This is a genomic window from Paraburkholderia sp. EB58 (genome assembly GCF_050436665.1).
Taxonomy (GTDB): Bacteria; Pseudomonadota; Gammaproteobacteria; order Burkholderiales; family Burkholderiaceae; genus Paraburkholderia.
Genome location: NZ_JBNDMQ010000014.1, coordinates 54,588 through 72,173 on the forward strand (window position 1 = coordinate 54,588; position 17,586 = coordinate 72,173).

At 59.9% G+C, this 17,586-nt stretch carries 16 protein-coding genes; 6 read left to right on the forward strand and 10 right to left on the reverse strand.

Annotation, left to right across the window (positions count from 1 at the left end; translation table 11 throughout):
* Nucleotides 1-22: 22 nt before the first annotated feature.
* Together oxc and oxlT are read right to left on the reverse strand one after the other, a co-directional pair.
* Nucleotides 23-1,765, reverse strand: coding sequence for an oxalyl-CoA decarboxylase (oxc, locus tag P3T40_RS21185; protein ID WP_429269686.1), 1,743 nt, complete (start codon nucleotides 1,763-1,765; stop codon nucleotides 23-25).
* Nucleotides 1,766-1,829: 64 nt separating this feature from the next.
* Nucleotides 1,830-3,161, reverse strand: a complete 1,332-nt coding sequence (gene oxlT / locus P3T40_RS21190) for an oxalate/formate MFS antiporter (protein WP_429269687.1) — start codon at nucleotides 3,159-3,161, stop codon at nucleotides 1,830-1,832.
* A gap of 460 nt (nucleotides 3,162-3,621) precedes the next feature.
* On the opposite strand from oxlT, the gene P3T40_RS21195 reads away from it, so the two are divergent.
* The gene (locus tag P3T40_RS21195; RefSeq protein WP_429269688.1) at nucleotides 3,622-4,011 is read left to right on the forward strand and encodes a hypothetical protein; all 390 of its coding nucleotides are present in this window, start codon (nucleotides 3,622-3,624) and stop codon (nucleotides 4,009-4,011) included.
* A 23-nt stretch (nucleotides 4,012-4,034) separates the two neighbouring features.
* Here the strand turns inward: P3T40_RS21195 and nudC are convergent, their stop codons facing one another.
* Both nudC and P3T40_RS21205 read right to left on the reverse strand, forming a co-directional pair.
* Nucleotides 4,035-4,979 carry an NAD(+) diphosphatase gene (nudC, locus tag P3T40_RS21200; protein ID WP_429269689.1) on the reverse strand — a complete coding sequence of 315 codons (945 nt, stop codon included), beginning with the start codon at nucleotides 4,977-4,979 and terminating at the stop codon, nucleotides 4,035-4,037.
* A 528-nt stretch (nucleotides 4,980-5,507) separates the two neighbouring features.
* Entirely contained in the window at nucleotides 5,508-5,762 is a 255-nt protein-coding gene (locus P3T40_RS21205) for a hypothetical protein (RefSeq protein ID WP_429269690.1), read from the reverse strand.
* A gap of 849 nt (nucleotides 5,763-6,611) precedes the next feature.
* Here P3T40_RS21205 and P3T40_RS21210 point away from each other — a divergent pair.
* The 3 genes from P3T40_RS21210 (at nucleotide 6,612) to P3T40_RS21220 (ending at nucleotide 8,186) form a co-directional block, all read left to right on the forward strand.
* The gene (locus P3T40_RS21210; RefSeq protein ID WP_429269691.1) at nucleotides 6,612-7,067 is read left to right on the forward strand and encodes an NUDIX hydrolase; all 456 of its coding nucleotides are present in this window, start codon (nucleotides 6,612-6,614) and stop codon (nucleotides 7,065-7,067) included.
* A 150-nt stretch (nucleotides 7,068-7,217) separates the two neighbouring features.
* Nucleotides 7,218-7,730, forward strand: a complete 513-nt coding sequence (locus tag P3T40_RS21215) for an N-acetyltransferase family protein (RefSeq protein ID WP_429269692.1) — start codon at nucleotides 7,218-7,220, stop codon at nucleotides 7,728-7,730.
* A gap of 72 nt (nucleotides 7,731-7,802) precedes the next feature.
* A complete protein-coding gene (locus tag P3T40_RS21220; protein WP_429269693.1) occupies nucleotides 7,803-8,186 on the forward strand; it encodes a hypothetical protein in 384 nt (127 codons plus the stop codon).
* A 107-nt stretch (nucleotides 8,187-8,293) separates the two neighbouring features.
* Here P3T40_RS21220 and P3T40_RS21225 read toward each other — a convergent pair whose 3' ends face one another.
* The 4 genes from P3T40_RS21225 to P3T40_RS21240 all read right to left on the reverse strand — a co-directional run bounded on the left by P3T40_RS21225 (nucleotide 8,294) and on the right by P3T40_RS21240 (nucleotide 13,133).
* Entirely contained in the window at nucleotides 8,294-9,280 is a 987-nt protein-coding gene (locus P3T40_RS21225) for an ABC transporter permease (protein ID WP_429269694.1), read from the reverse strand.
* A complete protein-coding gene (locus P3T40_RS21230; protein ID WP_429269695.1) occupies nucleotides 9,277-10,257 on the reverse strand; it encodes an ABC transporter permease in 981 nt (326 codons plus the stop codon). The genes P3T40_RS21225 and P3T40_RS21230 overlap by 4 nt, the downstream gene beginning before the upstream one ends.
* Entirely contained in the window at nucleotides 10,254-11,816 is a 1,563-nt protein-coding gene (locus tag P3T40_RS21235; RefSeq protein ID WP_429269696.1) for a sugar ABC transporter ATP-binding protein, read from the reverse strand. The genes P3T40_RS21230 and P3T40_RS21235 overlap by 4 nt, the downstream gene beginning before the upstream one ends.
* Nucleotides 11,817-12,005: 189 nt before the next feature.
* Complete coding sequence (locus P3T40_RS21240; RefSeq protein ID WP_429269697.1) at nucleotides 12,006-13,133, reverse strand: sugar ABC transporter substrate-binding protein; 1,128 nt, start codon at nucleotides 13,131-13,133, stop codon at nucleotides 12,006-12,008.
* 405 nt (nucleotides 13,134-13,538) lie between these two features.
* Between P3T40_RS21240 and P3T40_RS21245 the strand changes: the two genes are divergently transcribed.
* The gene (locus P3T40_RS21245) at nucleotides 13,539-14,267 is read left to right on the forward strand and encodes a FadR/GntR family transcriptional regulator (RefSeq protein WP_429269698.1); all 729 of its coding nucleotides are present in this window, start codon (nucleotides 13,539-13,541) and stop codon (nucleotides 14,265-14,267) included.
* 371 nt (nucleotides 14,268-14,638) lie between these two features.
* Nucleotides 14,639-15,094, forward strand: a complete 456-nt coding sequence (locus P3T40_RS21250; RefSeq protein ID WP_429269699.1) for a hypothetical protein — start codon at nucleotides 14,639-14,641, stop codon at nucleotides 15,092-15,094.
* Nucleotides 15,095-15,262: 168 nt separating this feature from the next.
* On the opposite strand, the gene P3T40_RS21255 is transcribed toward P3T40_RS21250, so the two are convergent.
* Nucleotides 15,263-16,006: an SAM-dependent methyltransferase gene (locus P3T40_RS21255; protein WP_429269700.1), complete on the reverse strand. Its 744-nt coding sequence runs from the start codon at nucleotides 16,004-16,006 to the stop codon at nucleotides 15,263-15,265.
* A 957-nt stretch (nucleotides 16,007-16,963) separates the two neighbouring features.
* Complete coding sequence (locus tag P3T40_RS21260; protein ID WP_429269701.1) at nucleotides 16,964-17,569, reverse strand: TetR/AcrR family transcriptional regulator; 606 nt, start codon at nucleotides 17,567-17,569, stop codon at nucleotides 16,964-16,966.
* Between the last annotated feature and the right edge of the window lie 17 nt (nucleotides 17,570-17,586).

The following is a 17,586-nucleotide window of genomic DNA, read 5'->3' on the forward strand; positions in this document are numbered from 1 at the left end:
GTATCTCCGTAGTTAGTCTGGATCACTTTTTCATCGCCGCGCTTTGCGGATTCAGATTGGTCAGGCGGCCGCTTTCGGTGCCCGCGGCTTCATCGATGACGGCGTTGATCAAGGTCGGCTTGCCCGATGCGATTGCTTCAAGCAGCGCTCTCGTCAGTTCTTCCGGTGTGGTCGCGTGGTGGCCGACACCGCCGAATGCCTCGATCATCCTGTCGTAGCGCGCTCCCTTCACGAACACGGTCGGCGCGACGTCCTTGCCGCCGGTCGGGTTCACGTCGGTGCCGCGATACACGCCGTTGTTGTTGAAGACGATCGTCCAAACCGGCAAGTCGTAACGGCAGATGGTTTCGAGTTCCATGCCGCTGAAACCGAAGGCGCTGTCACCTTCGATCGCGACAACCGGTTTGCCGCTCGTCACCGCCGCACCGATTGCGAAGCCCATGCCGATGCCCATGATTCCCCACGTGCCCGAATCGAAGCGTTTGCGCGGCTCATACATATCGATGATGCTGCGCGCGTAGTCGAGCGTGTTCGCGCCTTCGTTAACGACGTTGATGTCCGGGCGCGTCTTCAGCACATCGCGGATCGCACGCAACGCGCTGTGGAAATTCATCGGCGACGGGTTCTTGTCGAGCGTGGCGGCCATCTTTGCAAGGTTCTTGCTCTTGCGCTCGGCGATCGCTCCGATCCATTCGGTGCTCGGCTTCGAAATTCCCGTATCGAGGCCTGCGCGCAATGCCGCCACGCACGAGCCGATATCGCCGATCACCGGCGCGGCAATCGCGACGTTGCTGTCGATTTCGGTCGGCGAAATATCAACCTGGACGAACTTTTTAGGTTCCGCGCCCCACGTTTTGCCCTTGCCATGCGAGAGCAGCCAGTTCAGACGCGCGCCGATCAGCACGACGACATCTGCTTCCTGCAGCACGAACGAGCGCGCCGCCGACGCCGATTGCTCGTGCGTATCGGGCAACAGGCCCTTGGCCATCGACATTGGCAGATACGGAATGCCGCTTTGCTCGACGAACGCGCGAATCTCCGCGTCGGCCTGCGCATACGCGGCCCCCTTGCCGAGCAGGATCAGCGGACGCTTGGCGCTCCTCAGCACATCAATCGCACGCTTGACCGATTCCGGCGCCGGCAACTGACGCGGCGCGGCATCGACCACTTTGACCAGCGACTGCTGCGCCTTCACAGCGTCCAGCGTTTGCGCGAGCAGCTTGGCCGGCAAGTCCAGATACACGCCACCCGGGCGGCCCGACACTGCAGCACGAATCGCACGCGCCACGCCGATGCCAATATCTTCCGCATGCAGCACGCGATACGCGGCCTTCGCGTACGGCTTGGCCGCATTCAATTGATCCATTTCTTCGTAATCGCCTTGCTGCAGATCGACGATTTCGCGCTCGCTCGAGCCGCTGATCAGAATCATCGGAAAGCAGTTGGTGGTCGCGTTGGCAAGCGCGGTCAGGCCGTTGAGAAAGCCCGGTGCCGACACTGTCAGGCAGATACCCGGCTTCTGCGTCATGAAACCGCTAATGGCCGCTGCGTTGCCCGCGTGCTGTTCGTGACGAAAGCCGATAAAACGCATCCCTTCCGCCTGGGCAAGGCGCGCCAGGTCCGTGATGGGGATCCCGACCAGTCCAAAGATGGTGTTGATGTCGTTCAGTTTCAGCGCATCGATGACGAGATGGAATCCGTCAGTCGTCTCGTTTGCCTGTTGTTTCAGCGTATTTTCTGTTGTGGGGCTGTCGGCTTCTGCCATGTTGTCTCTCCTTGGTCGCGGGACGTTATGGGGTTTGTCGTGAGCTGCGCGCTCGTGTTGTTGTTTATTCAGGCGAGCCGCCGGGCGACGGCTGCAGCCGCGCTTCAGCGATGACTACGCTGGCCGGCGCGCCCGAGTTCTCGATCCAGCGCTTTCTCATGGGTGCGAGGATGAACTTCGCGGACACGGCCGCCGCGATCGATACCACCGCCGCTGAGATGAACACGGTGCTCCAGCCGCCGCTCGCCGACAGCACCGATGCGATCGGCACCAGCATCGACGCGGTACCCTTCGCGGTATAGAGCGTCCCCGCATTGGCCGCGGCGTATTTGCTGCCGAACGTGTCCGCGCACGTCGCCGGGAAGATCGAGAAGATCTCGCCCCAGCACAGGAATACGGCGGCCGCGAAGAACATGAATGCGTACGGGTTGTGGCCGAACTGCATGAGTCCCAGCAGCGCGACGCCTTCGCCGAGAAAGATCATGAACATGGTGTTCTCGCGGCCAATGCGGTCCGACAGAAAACCGCACAACGGACGCGTAAAGCCGTTGCACAGATTGTCTATCGACAGCGTCATGGTGAGCAGCGGCAGGGTGATGCCCAGCAGATTCACCGGCAGCTTGGCAAAGCCGTATTCCTTCGCGATTGGCCCTAGCTGCGCGGTCGCAATGATGCCGCCGGCCGCAACGAACACGAACATCAGATACAGCACCCAGAAGAGAGGAGAACGGATCATCTCGCCGGGCGTGTAGTCGATCTTGCTTGCGACCACGCGTTTGGCTGCGATCGCGGTTGAGGGCGGCTTCGGCCGTACCAGCATGGTGGCGAGCAGCAGAATAGAAACGCCCTGGAAAATGCCGAAGAACATGAACGTGTGCTCGTAGCCTGAGCGCTGGATCATGTTGGCGATTGGAATTACGGTGACGGCCGCGCCGGCGCCGAAACCTGCCGCGGTCAAACCGGCCGCGAGACCGCGCTTGTCCGGAAACCATTTGAGTGCCGTGCCGACGCAGGTGCCGTACACGCAACCCGCACCGATGCCCGCGATCACTGCTGCGACGTAAAGCTCAGCGAGACTGCTCGCATGCGCGTCGATGATCCAGCCGAGCGCCGCACACAGGGAACCGCCGATCACAACCGGGCGCGGCCCGAACTTGTCGACGAGCCAACCCTCGACGGGCACGAGCCAGGTTTCGGTGACGATGAAGACGGTGAACGCGGTCTGGATTGCCGCGTGGCCCCAATGGTGGGCGTTGTCCATCGGTACAACGAACAGTGTCCACGCATATTGAAGATTCGCGACGAGGCCCATGCACACGATGCCGATCGCCAGTTGCATCCAGCGGTGATGCCAGAATGCCGTGCTGTTTCGCCCGGGTACGTTGGAATGTCCCATGTCTTTCGTCTCCTCTATATTCCGTCGCGCTCGAACGGCGCGTTGGACCTACGTGATCGAATCGCTTCATAGCCCGTTTGCCGGGGGGCAATGAAGCGCCAATGGTCGGCCAGACGAAATTGCACTAACGAAAACCCTTGCTCGTCGATCGCACGGCAACTGGGTGAAAGGTGTTTGTCGTAGAGCGCGTCAGAGGGATGCTGCGCGAGAACAGCAATAAGTGAAAGTTAAAACATTTTATGGTTTGTATTAGGCATACCTAATGGATAGGTTTGCCGCTTCTGGCTGTGGCGCTGTGAGAAGGGCAGCGCGGCTGTCCAGGCACCAGGTTTCGTTGCTTTTTGTCAGCGAGGAACGGATGTATAAGTAAAGAGCTATCGTTTATCGAAATAACTTTAACTATTGTTTATTCATGCGCCGACCTATTCTGGGTCATGCCACTTTCCTCAAGGAGACGACCATGAGCCCGTACCAGTTGGATGTTTGCGACAGCGCGCATGATGCGGAAGTCGAGGCGCAACTGTGCGCCTATAACAGCACATTCGATGAACTCGGCCTGCGCTTCCGTTGGGATGCGAGCACGCTGGCGTTAGTAGCCAGGATCGACGGTGAGGAGGCGCAGATTGCCGCGTATATCGAAGCGCACCATCCGCACTTGCTGAAAGCGTATAGCGCCGGGTTTTTGAGCCAGGCCATTCTCGAGAAGAAAAACGCTCGCTATTCAGCGCGCGTCTCGATGCACGTCGAGAGCGCGCCGCGTCTGAACCACGTGGAACGTCAGCCGCAGATCAGCAGCGGGCGCGAGCGTGTGTCGTACGACGTAGAGCTGCCGGCGCTGGCTGGTGTTTAGACGCTGCTCTTGCCGCGATGCGCTCAGCCACTTAATACCGAGGCACCCTTAGCGGCGTACGCCTGCAGCAAATGATGGGCGATGGCGAACGGCTTGGGCGCCGACAGCCCGCTCGCATGCGTTCCCGCGAGCATCGCCGCGACTTCCTGGCGTGAGAACCAGCGGGCGTCTTCGAGCTCCGCCGTATCGACGACGATTTCGGTATCGCTCGCCTGTGCAAAGCAGCCGATCATCAGCGATGAAGGGAACGGCCACGGCTGCGACGCGAAATAGACCACCTGTGCGCACCTCACGCGAGCCTCCTCCATTACTTCGCGCCGCACGGCGTCTTCCGCGGTTTCCCCCGGTTCAACGAAACCAGCAAGCGCCGAATACATTCCCGGGCCGAAGTGGCGCTGACGCCCGAGCAAACACCGCTCGCCATCGATCACCAGCATGATTACGACTGGATCCACCCGCGGGAAATGACGTGCGCCGCAAACATCGCAGATGCGTTGCCAGCCGGCCGCCGCGACGCGGCTTGGAGAGCCGCAGTTTGCGCAGAAGGAGTGGCGGCGGTGCCAGTCGAGCATCGACTTCGCCTCGCCCAGTATTCCGAGCGTCCCAGACGCAACGAGGCCCTGCACCGCGATCGAGCGAAGGTCGATGCGATCGTGGACCGCGCCTCGCGACGGATCCTCTGGCGCGAGGCCAAGTGTGAAGCCGAGCGCGAAGCGTCCGCTGCCGTCGCTTTCCTCCCCGAGGAAAACGCTATGAGACGGCTGGCCGAAGGCAGCCGTTTCGCTCTCAAGGAACCACACGTCGTGCTCGCTGCCGCGCTTAAGCAAGGGGATGTCGCCGTCGAAGACGAGAAAGCGCGCGGCCGGGTCGCTGCGCAGCTGCTCGATGAAGGCGAGGTCGTCCCGCCTGTCCGAGCGGCGCTCGAGCGGGTTCAGGTTAAAGCCGATGGACGTGGAAGAGGGGATCATCACTATCACTGAAATATGGGTCGGTACGATCCGGAAGTATGGCACGGCGTCCCGCGCGGTGCTGACGGTGGCCAGCTAGGTCGCGGCTGGCGAACGCCTAGGTGCCTTGGGGCCTAAATGCTCCCGATCGTGTCGTTGTCCTCAAACCACTGCACAATGAGTGTGGGATGTTTCGGGCTCGGACATACATAAGCGCGCGGGTCCCGTAAGGAGGACAGCAATGAACTTTTCTTTCCATTCGGAAGATCTGCTTGCGAGGCTCGCGATTACCGTGCCGATCGTCCAGGCGCCGATGTCCGGTTGGGCAACGCCCAGCCTTCAACGGAAATGCGCCTTGTGTAGCTAGCGAACGCAATGAATAAAGCGACGCCGATGGCCATGCAAAGCGAGAGTGCCGTGAGGGAGGCGAATGAGACTGGGCGAATTAGGATGATTTCGCCTGCGGTCTGCGAACACTGCGCCCCCAACGCTTAGACTCGAAAGAGAGTGGATCGAAATGTCACCGTCGAAATTTTGATAGGCAGAAATTTATCGGAATTTTTTAGCCACGAGCAAGACCGCACCAAAGGCAATCATTAAAGTCATGTAGAAATGACTGCTAATCGCGGACGCGCTTCCGATTGAAAATATTCCAACAAAGAAAATAAAAATCAAAAGCGAAGTGAGATCTCTTTGGTGCGAACTTTCTTTTCCTGTTAGTATTTTTTTGAGTACAATCGCACCATAAGAAAAATGCAGGCAGATTAATAGAAAGAAAAAACCGAAATCGACTTCTCCGGTCATCACCTTGTTCCTGTAATACAAAAATCGGAATACGCGAGTATCGATGCAAATACGGTCCATATAAGTAATATCGCAATTTTTATCGCAGACATATTTTTCATACTTTATGGAGGTGATTCGCGACTCTAAATTATGGAAAAAGACGGTCGCTCAACAAGCGTCGTGGAGCGACTACCCCCGCCGACTGCATTAATCTCTTCAACGGACATTGTTTGCATTTTTTCTTCCGTAGAGTGATTAAGGAAAACACCGGATAGCATCCTAGACAAGTCAGCCAAAATATTTCAAGCCGAAAGCATTTTCCGCTGACGAATGCATGGAAAATGAAAGCAAACCGTGAAGTATATGAATTTTCTTGTCTGAAGATATCGACAACAAAATGTAAATCGAGAAAAGTGCGTCGTCAAGGAGATTTGGTTAATCACCCCAAAAGGAATGAGGTACCCCAATAGGCATAGCAAATGATGCTTATTGCATCTGTCCTGCCGGATGGAGGGGGACGGCGGTAGACCGGTTAGATAAGGCGAACGATATTGTATTTTCACGGTTGTTGCTTGCGTGCGCTTGTCGCTAGCGGCATTGCCCGCTGGCAAACTTGACGTCACGCGTAGCCGAGTCCAACCAGTCATTGACCGTGTCACGTTTTTTGTGCAATCAACTAGCGGTAGGCTTTTATCAAAAAACTCAGTTTTTCGGTCGTGACGAAAGATGAGCACTTTGTAATGTATCGATCCCCGCCCTTAATTGACGCGAGCGCAGCGTCCGCTTTGGAGAAAGATGGAGAACCGAAACGGGTCGCTTCCCGATGCATACTCTACTTCCACTGACATCTACTTCCGAATGAATCCCATGCGCGAACGTCCTTCGGCCAGGCTACTGATCACCACTCCAAAGCGGCGAGTGTTGCTGTTCCGGTTCGTGCACAGGACTGGCGTGCTAGCGGGCAAGGTTTACTGGGCAACGCCGGGCGGTGGTGTCAAGCATGGCGAGACGTTCGCAGACGCTGCGATACGAGAGCTCCGTGAAGAAACAGGCATTCGAGTGGCACGGGTATCCGCGCCGGTCGGACGGCGCGAAGTGCCCTTGCTGTTGGCAGATGGCGAGCGTGTGCTCGCGGTCGAACAGTATTTCGTCGTGAACACGGACACGGAATCCGTTTCACGTCACGGTTGGACTGCGGAAGAGATGGAAGTGATGGCGGATCACCAATGGTGGAGCCGCGAGGAGTTGTCCATCACCACCGAGACTATCTATCCGGAAGGGCTGATCGAGATGCTAGACGAGGCAGGGGTTTTCGGCGCATGAGCGGCCGCTTTAAAGCAAAAACGAGGGACCGGAATGGATCGCGTGCTGTCGATTGCCGTCAGGCAGCCACCGACCATATTCGGCGGGTCGACGTACGCCCTTGAATCGTCGACACCCACCGTTCCCAACGGACTCTGAAAAACGAACAAGATGGAAGCTACGCATTCGATAAGAACAGCTAGGCCGGAAGACTCAGCACGTATCGCGGTGCTTGGCGCACATGTTTGGGTGCATACCTATGCAGCGGCGGGCGTGTCTGAGGTCATCGCGCAATATATCCTGACGACATTTACGCCTGGAAAAATCCTGACCCTGGTGAACGATCCAGGTGCCGTTCTGTTGGTTGCCGAGGCAGAAGGAAATCTTGCCGGGTATATTGTCATGCGCTTTGGTTCGTACCATGCGGACGTTTCCATCGAGATTGAAACACTCTACATCCAGGACTCATTTTCCGGTCGTGGAATCGGATCGGCATTGCTGATCCATGCCAGAGGCATTGCAGAGGCAAAAACTGGAAATCGTGCAATCTGGCTCATCGTTAACTCTCAAAACGAAAAGGCAATCTCTTTCTATCATTCCCGTGGGATGACGCAGGAGGGGATAGCGTACTTTGAGCTTGGCGGTATCAAACACGAGAACAAGGTGATGGTCGCGAGGGGTTGACGCGCGTCTTGCAGCCGTTAAGCGCTGTTGAACATCGTCAAATATACGGCCAACGTTGACATAGCCGCGGAATTGAAGGGCGCGCAAGTTGCCACATACGCGACGGCGGTCCGACAGGACGGTGCGAGTGACGGAAAAGTCGTCGGCGTTCTGGCCGTGTTCTTCGATTGGGCGAAGCAGGCGTCGACCGTCGTGAATAGCGTCCGGTTGACCGCTGGCGAACGAGAGCGGACGCGCTGCATGATCCTTGACGCAAGTGGTCAAGTGATCGCCTCCTCCGCAACAGCGAGCCGCGAGAATATGCGCTTCGACCCGCCGCCGAATACTGCTGATATCGGAACGTACCGTACGGCCAGGGGATCGCTTGTCGGATATGCGCTGACACCCGGCTATGAGACGTATCGCGGTATGGGCCGGTTCGGAGTAATCGAGCAACAGCCGAATCAAACACCGTAACCGGGTCATCGGCATAAACAAACACGGGTTAGGTCATCTGCAACGGTAGCCCAGGTCCTGCATTCGGAATAGAGCGCAGCCAAACAGCAAACGACAGCCGCTTCTTCCTACGCCTCCCGCTTGCCGCGCCCGTACAGCAGCAGCATCGCCGCGATCACCACGCCGTAGATGATCTGGCGCCCCGCCTCCGGCATCTGCGCGACCGAGAGGATCGACTGCAGCAGCGTGATGAGGATCGCGCCGGCCACCGTGCCGAGGTACGAACCCCGGCCGCCCAGAATCGACGTGCCGCCGAGCACGACCGCCGCGATCGCCGGCAACAGGTAAGCATCGCCCATCGACTGCGCCGCTTTCGACGCATAACCCGCGAGCAGCACGCCGCCGAACGCCGCGAACGCGCTGCACACGGCGAAAGCGGCCACTGTCACGAGCCGCGTATTGATACCGGAAAGATACGCTGCGCGTTCGGTGTTGCCGATCGCGTACAGCGTGCGGCCGAAGGTCGTGCGCGACAGCAGGAACATCGTGACGCCGCCGATCAGCACCCACAGCGCGACGGCATTCGGCACGCCCGGTACGAGCCAGCCCGCAGCGAGCCATCGCATCACGTGTGGCGCGGAATCCTGCGGCGACGATCCCCCCGTGTAGACGATCATGATGCCCTGCGCGACCGCATTGGTCGCGAGCGTCGCGATCATGGACGGAATGCGCAGCAGCGCGACAAGGATGCCGTTGACGATGCCGATCAGCACGCCGCAACCGATCCCGACTGGAATCGCGAGGATGCGCCCGAGTTCGCCGTGTCCCGCGACGGCGCACGCCATCATCGCGCCGACTGTGATCGTCCACGGCAGCGACAGGTCGATGTGACCGAGCAGTATCACCATCATCAGGCCGGTCGCGATGATGCCGAGGAACGCGCCGACCTTCAGCTGCAGCAGAATGTATTCCGGCGACAGGAAGTTCCGCGAATACATCCCGCCAACGAGCAGCAGCGCGACGATGCACGCGAACGCGATAACGATCGGCCGGTCGATTTTGCGCGTGAGCCTCGACACGAACGTGGTCCAGCTGGTTGCGGAAACGTCGCTCATTGAAACCACTCCAGACGGTTGCGCACCCTGAACAGCCCGCACGCTCCGATCGCGACAGCAAGCAGCAGAATCACACCCTGGAACAGCGGCTGCCACAGCGCATCGACGTTGAACACGAACAGCAGGTCGCCGATAGAGCGGAATGCGAATGCGCCGAAGATCGCCCCGATCGCGCTGCCCTTGCCGCCGAGCAGTGACACGCCGCCGATGACCACGGCGGCGATCGAAAACAGCGCATATGAGTTAGCGCTGCCGAGACTCGCTTCTCCGGTGTCCGTGAAGAACGTCAGAAAGAGGCCGCCGATCGCGGCGAGCAGGCCGGCCAGCGTATAGCTCGCGAACTTCGCGCGCAGGATCGGCATGCCGGACAGGAAGGCCGCGGATTCGGACGAGCCGGTCGCATACGCCGCACGCCCGATCACCGAACGTTTGAAAGGAATCCAGACGATCACCACAGCTGCGAGCAGAATCAGCAGACTCGCCGGCACGACGCCGGCGACCTTGCCGGTCAGTGCGTCGGCGAGGTCCTCGTTGATCGATCCGCCAGGAACCGGGCGCAGCAGCAGCGCCAGTCCATAATAGACGGCCCCCGTCGCGATCGTCGTCACGATCGGCTGCAGACGGCCATAAATGATGATGATGCCGTTTAGCGCGCCGCACAGTGCGCCGGCCGCGAGCACGCCGGCGATGCCGAGCGCGCTGTGCAGCGCGTCGCCCGTGACGATCCACGATCCAACGCAATTCGTCAGCACGAGCGTCATGCCGATCGACAAGTCGATGCCGGCCGTCAGCACGACCAGCGCCTGGCCCATCGACACCAGCGCGAGCAGTACCGCCTTGTTCGCTGCCGTCTGAAAGACGTTCGCCGACAACGTCGACGGATAGTTGAAGAGGTAGATCGCGAACATCAGCACGAACAGGCCGAATGCGAACGTCGTCCCGCGATTTTCCGCATACCAGTAACGCAGCCCGCTCATGGCGCGACTCCAATGGAAGGCGAAACCTGGCCGACGGGCAGGTCCAGCGCACTTGCAATCAGGTTTTGCTCGGTGATCTCCGGCCCGACAAGTTCCTTCTTGATCCTGCCTTCGTAAAGCACGAGCACGCGATCGCAACAGCCGATCAGCTCGTCATAGTCGGTCGAATAAAAAACGATCGCGGCGCCTTCGTCGGCGAGGCGCCTCAGCAGCTGATATATCTCCTGCTTGGTGCCGACGTCGATGCCGCGCGTCGGATCGCTGAGGAGCAGGATTCTCGGCTGCCGGATCAGCCACTTCGCGATGACCACCTTCTGCTGGTTGCCGCCCGACAGCGAGCCCACGGCCGCGTCGACGCTGAACGACTTGATCGCGAGGAGCTCCATCATGCGGTCGACGAACGACTGCTGGCGGTCGCGATCGATCACGCCCGCGGTGGACATGCGATCGAGCGCGGCAAACGACAGGTTCTCGCGCACTGACATCGGCAGCATCAGACCTTCGGTTTTGCGGTCCTCCGGGATCAGTGCCATACCGATCTGGTTGGCGCGCGCGACCACGGGGCTCGTGATCGACACGGCCTTGCCGTCGATCTCGATCTTGCCCGTGCAGCCGCGCAAGACACCGAATAATGCGAGCAGCAGTTCGCGTTGGCCTTGCCCGTCGAGGCCGCCGAGCCCGAGAATTTCACCCGACTTTAGCGAAAAGCTGATGCCTTGAAGCGTGTCGGTCCACGCGAGATTACGACAGGCGAGAACCGGTTCGGCGGCGAGGCGGCGCCCGGGGTCGTCCGCGGGTTTGTCCGGGAATGCGTGCTGGTATTTCCGGCCGATCATCATTTCGACGACCTCATTATCGCTGCGCGTACCCGCCTCGAAGCTCATCACATGACGACCGTTGCGGTACACCGTGCATTCGTCCGCGAGCGCCTTCACCTCGTGCATCCGGTGCGAGATGAAGAGCAGGGCGAGCCCCTCGTCGCGCAGACGCTTGAGCACTTCAATGACACGCGCCACGTCGGCCGCGGTCAGCGCCGACGTGGCCTCGTCGAGGATCAGGATGCGCGGCTCGTGCGCAAGCCCCTTCGCGAGCTCGACCATCTGCTGGCGCGACAGCGGCAGGTCCCGGACTTTCGCGAGCGGATTGATGTCGCCCGCGCCCGCACGGGCGAGCGCGTCCTCGGCCTGGCGGCGCTGGGTCCGGCGGTCGATCATGCCGAAGCGTCGCGGCGGGTTCGAAGCGAAGATGTTGTCCGCCACGCTCAAATCAGGGATCAGCGACAGCTCCTGATACACGCAGACAATGCCGGCCGCGTTCGCCTCGGAGGGCGACGCGAAGGAGACCTGACGACCATCGAGGTGCATCGTTCCATCGTCCGGCTGCACGACACCGGACATCACCTTCAGCAGCGTGGACTTGCCCGCGCCGTTCTCGCCGAGGACCGCATGGATGCGGCCGCTCCGCACCGCGATATCCGCGCTATCCAGCGCGACGGCGCCGCCGTAGCTTTTCGACACGCCCGACATCTGAAAGAACGGCTGCTCCTCGTCCTGCCGCATGCTTCGTCTCCTGTCGATCGGAGTTAGCGCTTTAGCGCTTACTCCGATCCCATGCAAGTGCGGTCGATCGGAGTTAGCGCTTTAGCGCTTACTCCGATCCCATGCAAGTGCGGTCGATCGGAGTTAGCGCTTTAGCGCTTACTCCAATCCCATGCAAGATGTTGCCGTTACGTCACAGAACCAACCCGGTCACTGGTTGCCCTGGCTCTGCTTCATGATTTCCTGCGCCGAGAAATTGATGCCGCAAGTCGGAAACGAGTTGCCGACGAAGAAGTTGTCGGATTCATCCGGGAAATAGTTGACGCCAGCCTTCAGTTTCGAATCGTCGGTGACGTCGAGCGGCAGCTTGATCGCGACCGGGATCGTCTGGCCGTCCAGCGCAGCGAGCGCGGTCTTGATCGCCACGGCCACCTGCGCAGGACCGCTACCCGCCGACGTGCACTTCAGGCCTTGACTTCCATACTGCGCACAGAGCTTGCGAAAGCCGTTCTCCGTTTCGCCGCCGAACGGCACGAAAGGATGTTTCGCATCGAGCATCGCGCGCACGACACCGGTGTCGCCGCCTTGCGCCGACATGCCATCGAAATGGCCCTGCACGGCAATCGCGTCGGCCACGGCCTTTTGAGCGACGCCATCGTCCCACTTGCCGTAGACCTGGACAACGTTCCACTTCTTGCCGGTCGCGTTCAACGTGTTCTGGAAACCATTGTGCCGGTCGGTATCGACCGAGGTGCCCGCCACCCCGCGAACCTCGAGCACTTTGCCTCCGCTGGACAGATGCGACGCGAGCCAGTTGGCCCACAGCACGCCGAGCCCGTACTGATCGACGTCGACGTTGATCGCGTCTTCGCTGTCGAGCGTGTTGTCGAACGCGATCAGCACGACGCCGGCCTTCTTCGCGCGGCGGATCGCGGGTCCGAACGAGGCGGGATTCTGCGCGTCAACGATGATCGCGTCATAGCCGGCATCGATGAAGTTGTTGACGGCCGAGATCTGCGCCGGCACGTCCTCGCCGGTCGAGACGACCTTGAATTCCTTGAGCTTCGCGGCGACGGCCGGCTGCGCCGTATAGGCCTTGGCCGTCTTGATCATCTGGATACGCCAGGTGTTCGCGATATAGCCGTTCACCAGTGCGATCCGGTAGGGCCCGCTCTTCTTCGGATATTTGACGAACTTCGTGTCGCTCTTCCATGGGACCATGCACGTGGGATCGCTGGGCGGCCCGGAAACGATCGATGCCTGTGCGAAAGCCGTGCTTGCGCACAGAGCCAATGTCGCGGTCGCCGCCGCTCGAAGCACCTGGATTCCTGAAAGCATGTTGTCTCCTGTGTTGGATTGAACTTACCGATTGCCAGCGCACATGGCTCGTCGTGAATTTCCGACACGGTGTGCGTATCGCAGGGAATCTTGCGGATGTGCTGCAGCGGGACTGAATCGGCCTCGCCGAACCAACGGAATGACCTCTTCAAAGGCGTCCCCTCGAAGCGAAACGAAGGATGCGCCTACGCTCCCTATCCGACAGTACTGGCATACCAATCCGCACGCGATAGTGGTTTACCAGTGCGCCCCGGAGTACGGCCAGATCGGGCTGAAACCGGCGCCGTTTCTGCACTTGACGGTTAAAGCCTGCAGCCGACAGACTCGGCGTTACATAAAATTGGTGTACCATTTCGGCCAACTTCAGCCGCCGCCGGGCGGCTTCGACGATTTCGGGAATCCTGGATGGCCGATCTTTCGCGCACGCCAACCGGCCGGGCCGCCGATGCGGACGCGGCCGACCGTTCCTATGTCGGGCTGGCAAAACAGATCTACGATCTGATCGAGGCTGGCGACGTCGGGCCGCGTGCCCGCCTGCCTTCCGAGCGCACGCTAGCCGAGCGCTTCGGCGTGAGCCGCACGCAGGTGAGGGAAGCGATTATCGCGCTGGAAGTGCAGGGCGTGGTCGAGGTGCGTGTAGGGTCGGGCATCTATGTGGCCGAAGCACCCGAGGCGCGGTCGGTCTCGTTCGAACTGCCACGTGGGCCAGGCCCGATCGAGACGCTGCGCGCGCGGGTGGTGATCGAAAGCGGAATCGCGGCGCTCGCCGCGACTGAACGCAAGGATTCGGACCTCGACCGGCTCTTCGCTGCGTTGCGCGCGATGCGCGAAAACATGGACGACAAGGCCGTGAACGAAGCGGCTGACCGCGAGTTCCATCTGTCGATAGCGCGGGCGACGGGAAACGAAGTGCTCCGCCTCGTGGTGACCGCGATGTGGGACAACTCCCGCGCCGACCCGTTGTGGAAAAAGATTGAGGAGCACTTCCATACGCCCGCGTTGCGCGCGGCTTCACAGGAAGACCATCAGCGCATCTTTTCGGCCATCATGGCGCGCGACGCGACCGCTGCGCGCACGGCGATGCAGGCGCATCTCGCGCGCGTGATCGGCGAATTCACGAAGGCCTGGCGTTAGCCCAACTTGAGGAGCGTTGGCCCGGTTTAGGAACTCGCTTTGCCACTGCCAGAGAGGAAGGTCGTCACCATAAGCGATTCCGGCGATTCCCCACGCGTACTCACACGAGAGGTCAACGGGTTACCCCAGCAGCCGCATCAAAAATCGGTGAAGAATGCTGGCATCGGCGGTCGAACAGCGAACGTCGGATTAGTTCAGTCGAAGTATGAAAGTTCGCGTTGGGTCGTTCACGGAAATTCGGAACGGGACCGGGTTGGCCATAAACCGCCGTGCGCCCGCACTGTCGCATGGACATTTGACTGTCCGTCAGCCGACCCATTGCGAATGACAGTTATACTAAACAGCCTATGTTCCTGTGCCAGGAGACTTCGATGAGCAAGCATACCCTTGTATCGACCGCCACCACGTTGCTGTGCGTGGGTGCGCTGACGGGCTTGACCGCCACCCCGGCTCAGGCAGGCGCGCCGGTAAAATGCCATCTGACCTTCAGCATGTCCGGATGGTCGGCGATTTATCAGCATGCCGAAGGACGCGGCAAAGTAAGTTGTAGTAATGGGCAAAGGGCCGCTGTCACGATCAGCGTGCACGGCGGCGGCCTGACGGCCGGCAAGTTTCACGTCAGCGGCCATGGCGATATTACCCATGTGTACAGCATCAGGGATGTGTATGGCAGTTATGCTCAGGCCGGTGCTTCGGCCGGCGCGGGGAGTAGCGGTACTGCCCAGGTGCTGACCAAGGGAACTACGTCGATGGCGTTGAGCGGCAGCGGTGAAGGCGTGGACCTGGGTGTAGCGGTCGATGCTTTCAAGATCGAGCCGGTGCGCTGAGACACCAGAGATGCTCTGATGTATTCCCTACGCCGGGCGTCATATCAGTGGCGCCCGAGGAAGGCACTTGAAGCAGCGTGCAACGCCATCGGACTGGGTCGGGCCAGAATCGGTCATTTAGATCGGCCGCGAAAAGCTGCGCGGCCGGGGAGCTTTAGTCTGTATGTTTTAAGTGCGCGAAAGCAAATAGTAGCCAAATCCGAGCGTTGCGCGCCCCCACAGCAAGTATGAGTTATGCCAATCTTGCATCCGCTTCAAGAACTTTGCCGAGTCGGGATCATCAGGATGCGTCGCTAAGTACTGCATCATCGCATCGCAGTACCTGCCTTCGTATTCATCCCACTCATCATCACTACTGGTCGCGGTCCGCAGCAGGTTGTAGCCCAACGCGTTGGCGCGCTGGGCGTTCTGCGCGTGAGAAACGAACTCGTCGGCTGTTCCGCCAATTGCATCCAGATAGTCTTGCGAGGGTGCTTGCTTCCAATACCCGTCGGCGACTAGCAAACGGCCGTTCGGCTTCAGCCAGTCAAACGCGACACGCAGGCATTCTTCGAACGAACCGAATGCATGCGTAGATCCGCCTTCGGGCCGAGTGTGCTCCAGCAAAGGAGCGTTGATCAGGCTCAGTCGCGGGTCATTTGGAAAGTCCTGCCGAAACGCGGCTTGCGCTTCGACCAGGAAACTTTGATTGATATCGACGCCGACACCACGCGCCGGCGACATGTGAAGCACGTCTCGCAATAGCCCTGCCTTGCCACAGCCGGCATCCAGCACGATGTCATCTGCGGAAAGATCCGCGACGAGGCTGCGGAGGATTTCATGAGCTTTGTTCCGCGACAGCGGGCTCAGGTAGCCGTGGTTACTATGTGCGATCGTGGAAAAACGGAACGGGTTGTAGTTCGTGTTGGTCATGGTTCTCTTGCGAATAGGTATTGATGGTTTTTTTCAACATCGATTCACGAAGAGCTTTCATACACGAACCTCCCAAATATTGTCGTTGTGCGGCGCGGCAAGCTTACACAGATTCTCAAACGGCTGCAATTCTTCACTCTCGTGAACGTCCGCTCTGGGCGTTCGCGAATCGCCGTTCGGGGTCGTATTGGGCCGGTCGCGATGGAGGTGGCATGGCAGGTCTAATATCAGAACATCGCTGGCGACTTCCAAGGAATATATTAGACACTTCTGGCCATCACACGGTGTGGGGCGTCTGATAAACCGGCCGCGCATGCCGTCACCAAGGCGAGCCGACTGTGCCGCTCAGTCGGTCGAAGCGCCGAAGCAGCGGCCGCACGAACGCGCCAGGCCCAGTCGCAGGCGCCCGGCACTCACTGTTGCCTTACCACCGCAGTCACACCGGCAAACCCACAAGCCATCTCCAGCGTATCGATCGGTCGTCAACTGGCCGAATACCTCGCCGCCCCGCAGAGCCGGTGAGCCTGGCCGGGAGCGCCACACACGACGCTGCTCACGGCAGCCGCAATCCCGCATTCGGCCGCTCTTCACCGCCTCCAACTCCGCAGTCACGTGGCCGCCACACCGGCACCCCCAGAGCCAGACGCCGGCGCCGCGATATTGAAGCGCGACAAGGTCGCCAAAGGTGCGGCCAGAAACATCGCGACTCGGCGGAAAGGGCCATTCAGGCGGCAAAGGGGGAGGAATGCGCTTTTTCACAAGGGGTAAATGGGATTCGGCGTCTTACTTTCAAGGCGTAACTGCCGGCCTTCGATTCGCGGGGCTCAGGAAGGCGGGGGCAGAACGCCCTCATACGGTCGTCGGGTCGCCGCCTCGTTATGAGGAGCGCGTGCGCAATTCGGCACCTCCACGTGCCCGCTCCGCATGCAGTAGCTCGACAATCTTATGCGGCGCTCCTTAGCGAAGTGCAGCTGCCACCGCCTCGTCAATCTGCAGCGCAAAGCGCGTTTCAACATCGGGCACCGTGTAGCCAATTGACAGTTCCAGATACGCGTCGCCTAGCACCAACTGAACGAATGTCGCTGCCCGCAATGCAGCAGTCGTTTCGTCAAATCGCTCTCGCAGAATTTTTGCGGCGAACGCTCGCACGACCTTTGCACCATTTTCATAAAACACCTGGCCCAGTTCCGGAAGACGCTCGGCCTCAGCAACGATGGCCCGGTAAAGCCGCAGATTATCCGGCGCGATAAGGTTTTGCGCCAACGCCCATCCCAACTCGCGCAGCTCGACTTCGGGTGCTCCATCGGATTGCTCGTCCTGAGCGCTGGCAAGAAGTCCACCCACCTGAGCGCACATCGAACTCACCAGACCAACGAAGAGCGCCTCCTTCGACTTGAAGTGGCGGTAGACCGTCTGTTTGCCGACGCCAGCGGCTGCGGCGACATCGTCCATCGTTGCCAGGCCGAAACCCTGAGTTAAAAAAACGGCTTTCGCGCCGTCGAGGATGGCGGACCGCTTACGGCGTTGCAGCGGGCTCAGGTCGGGGAGAGAGGACGTGTTCATGCCCGATTAATAACAGA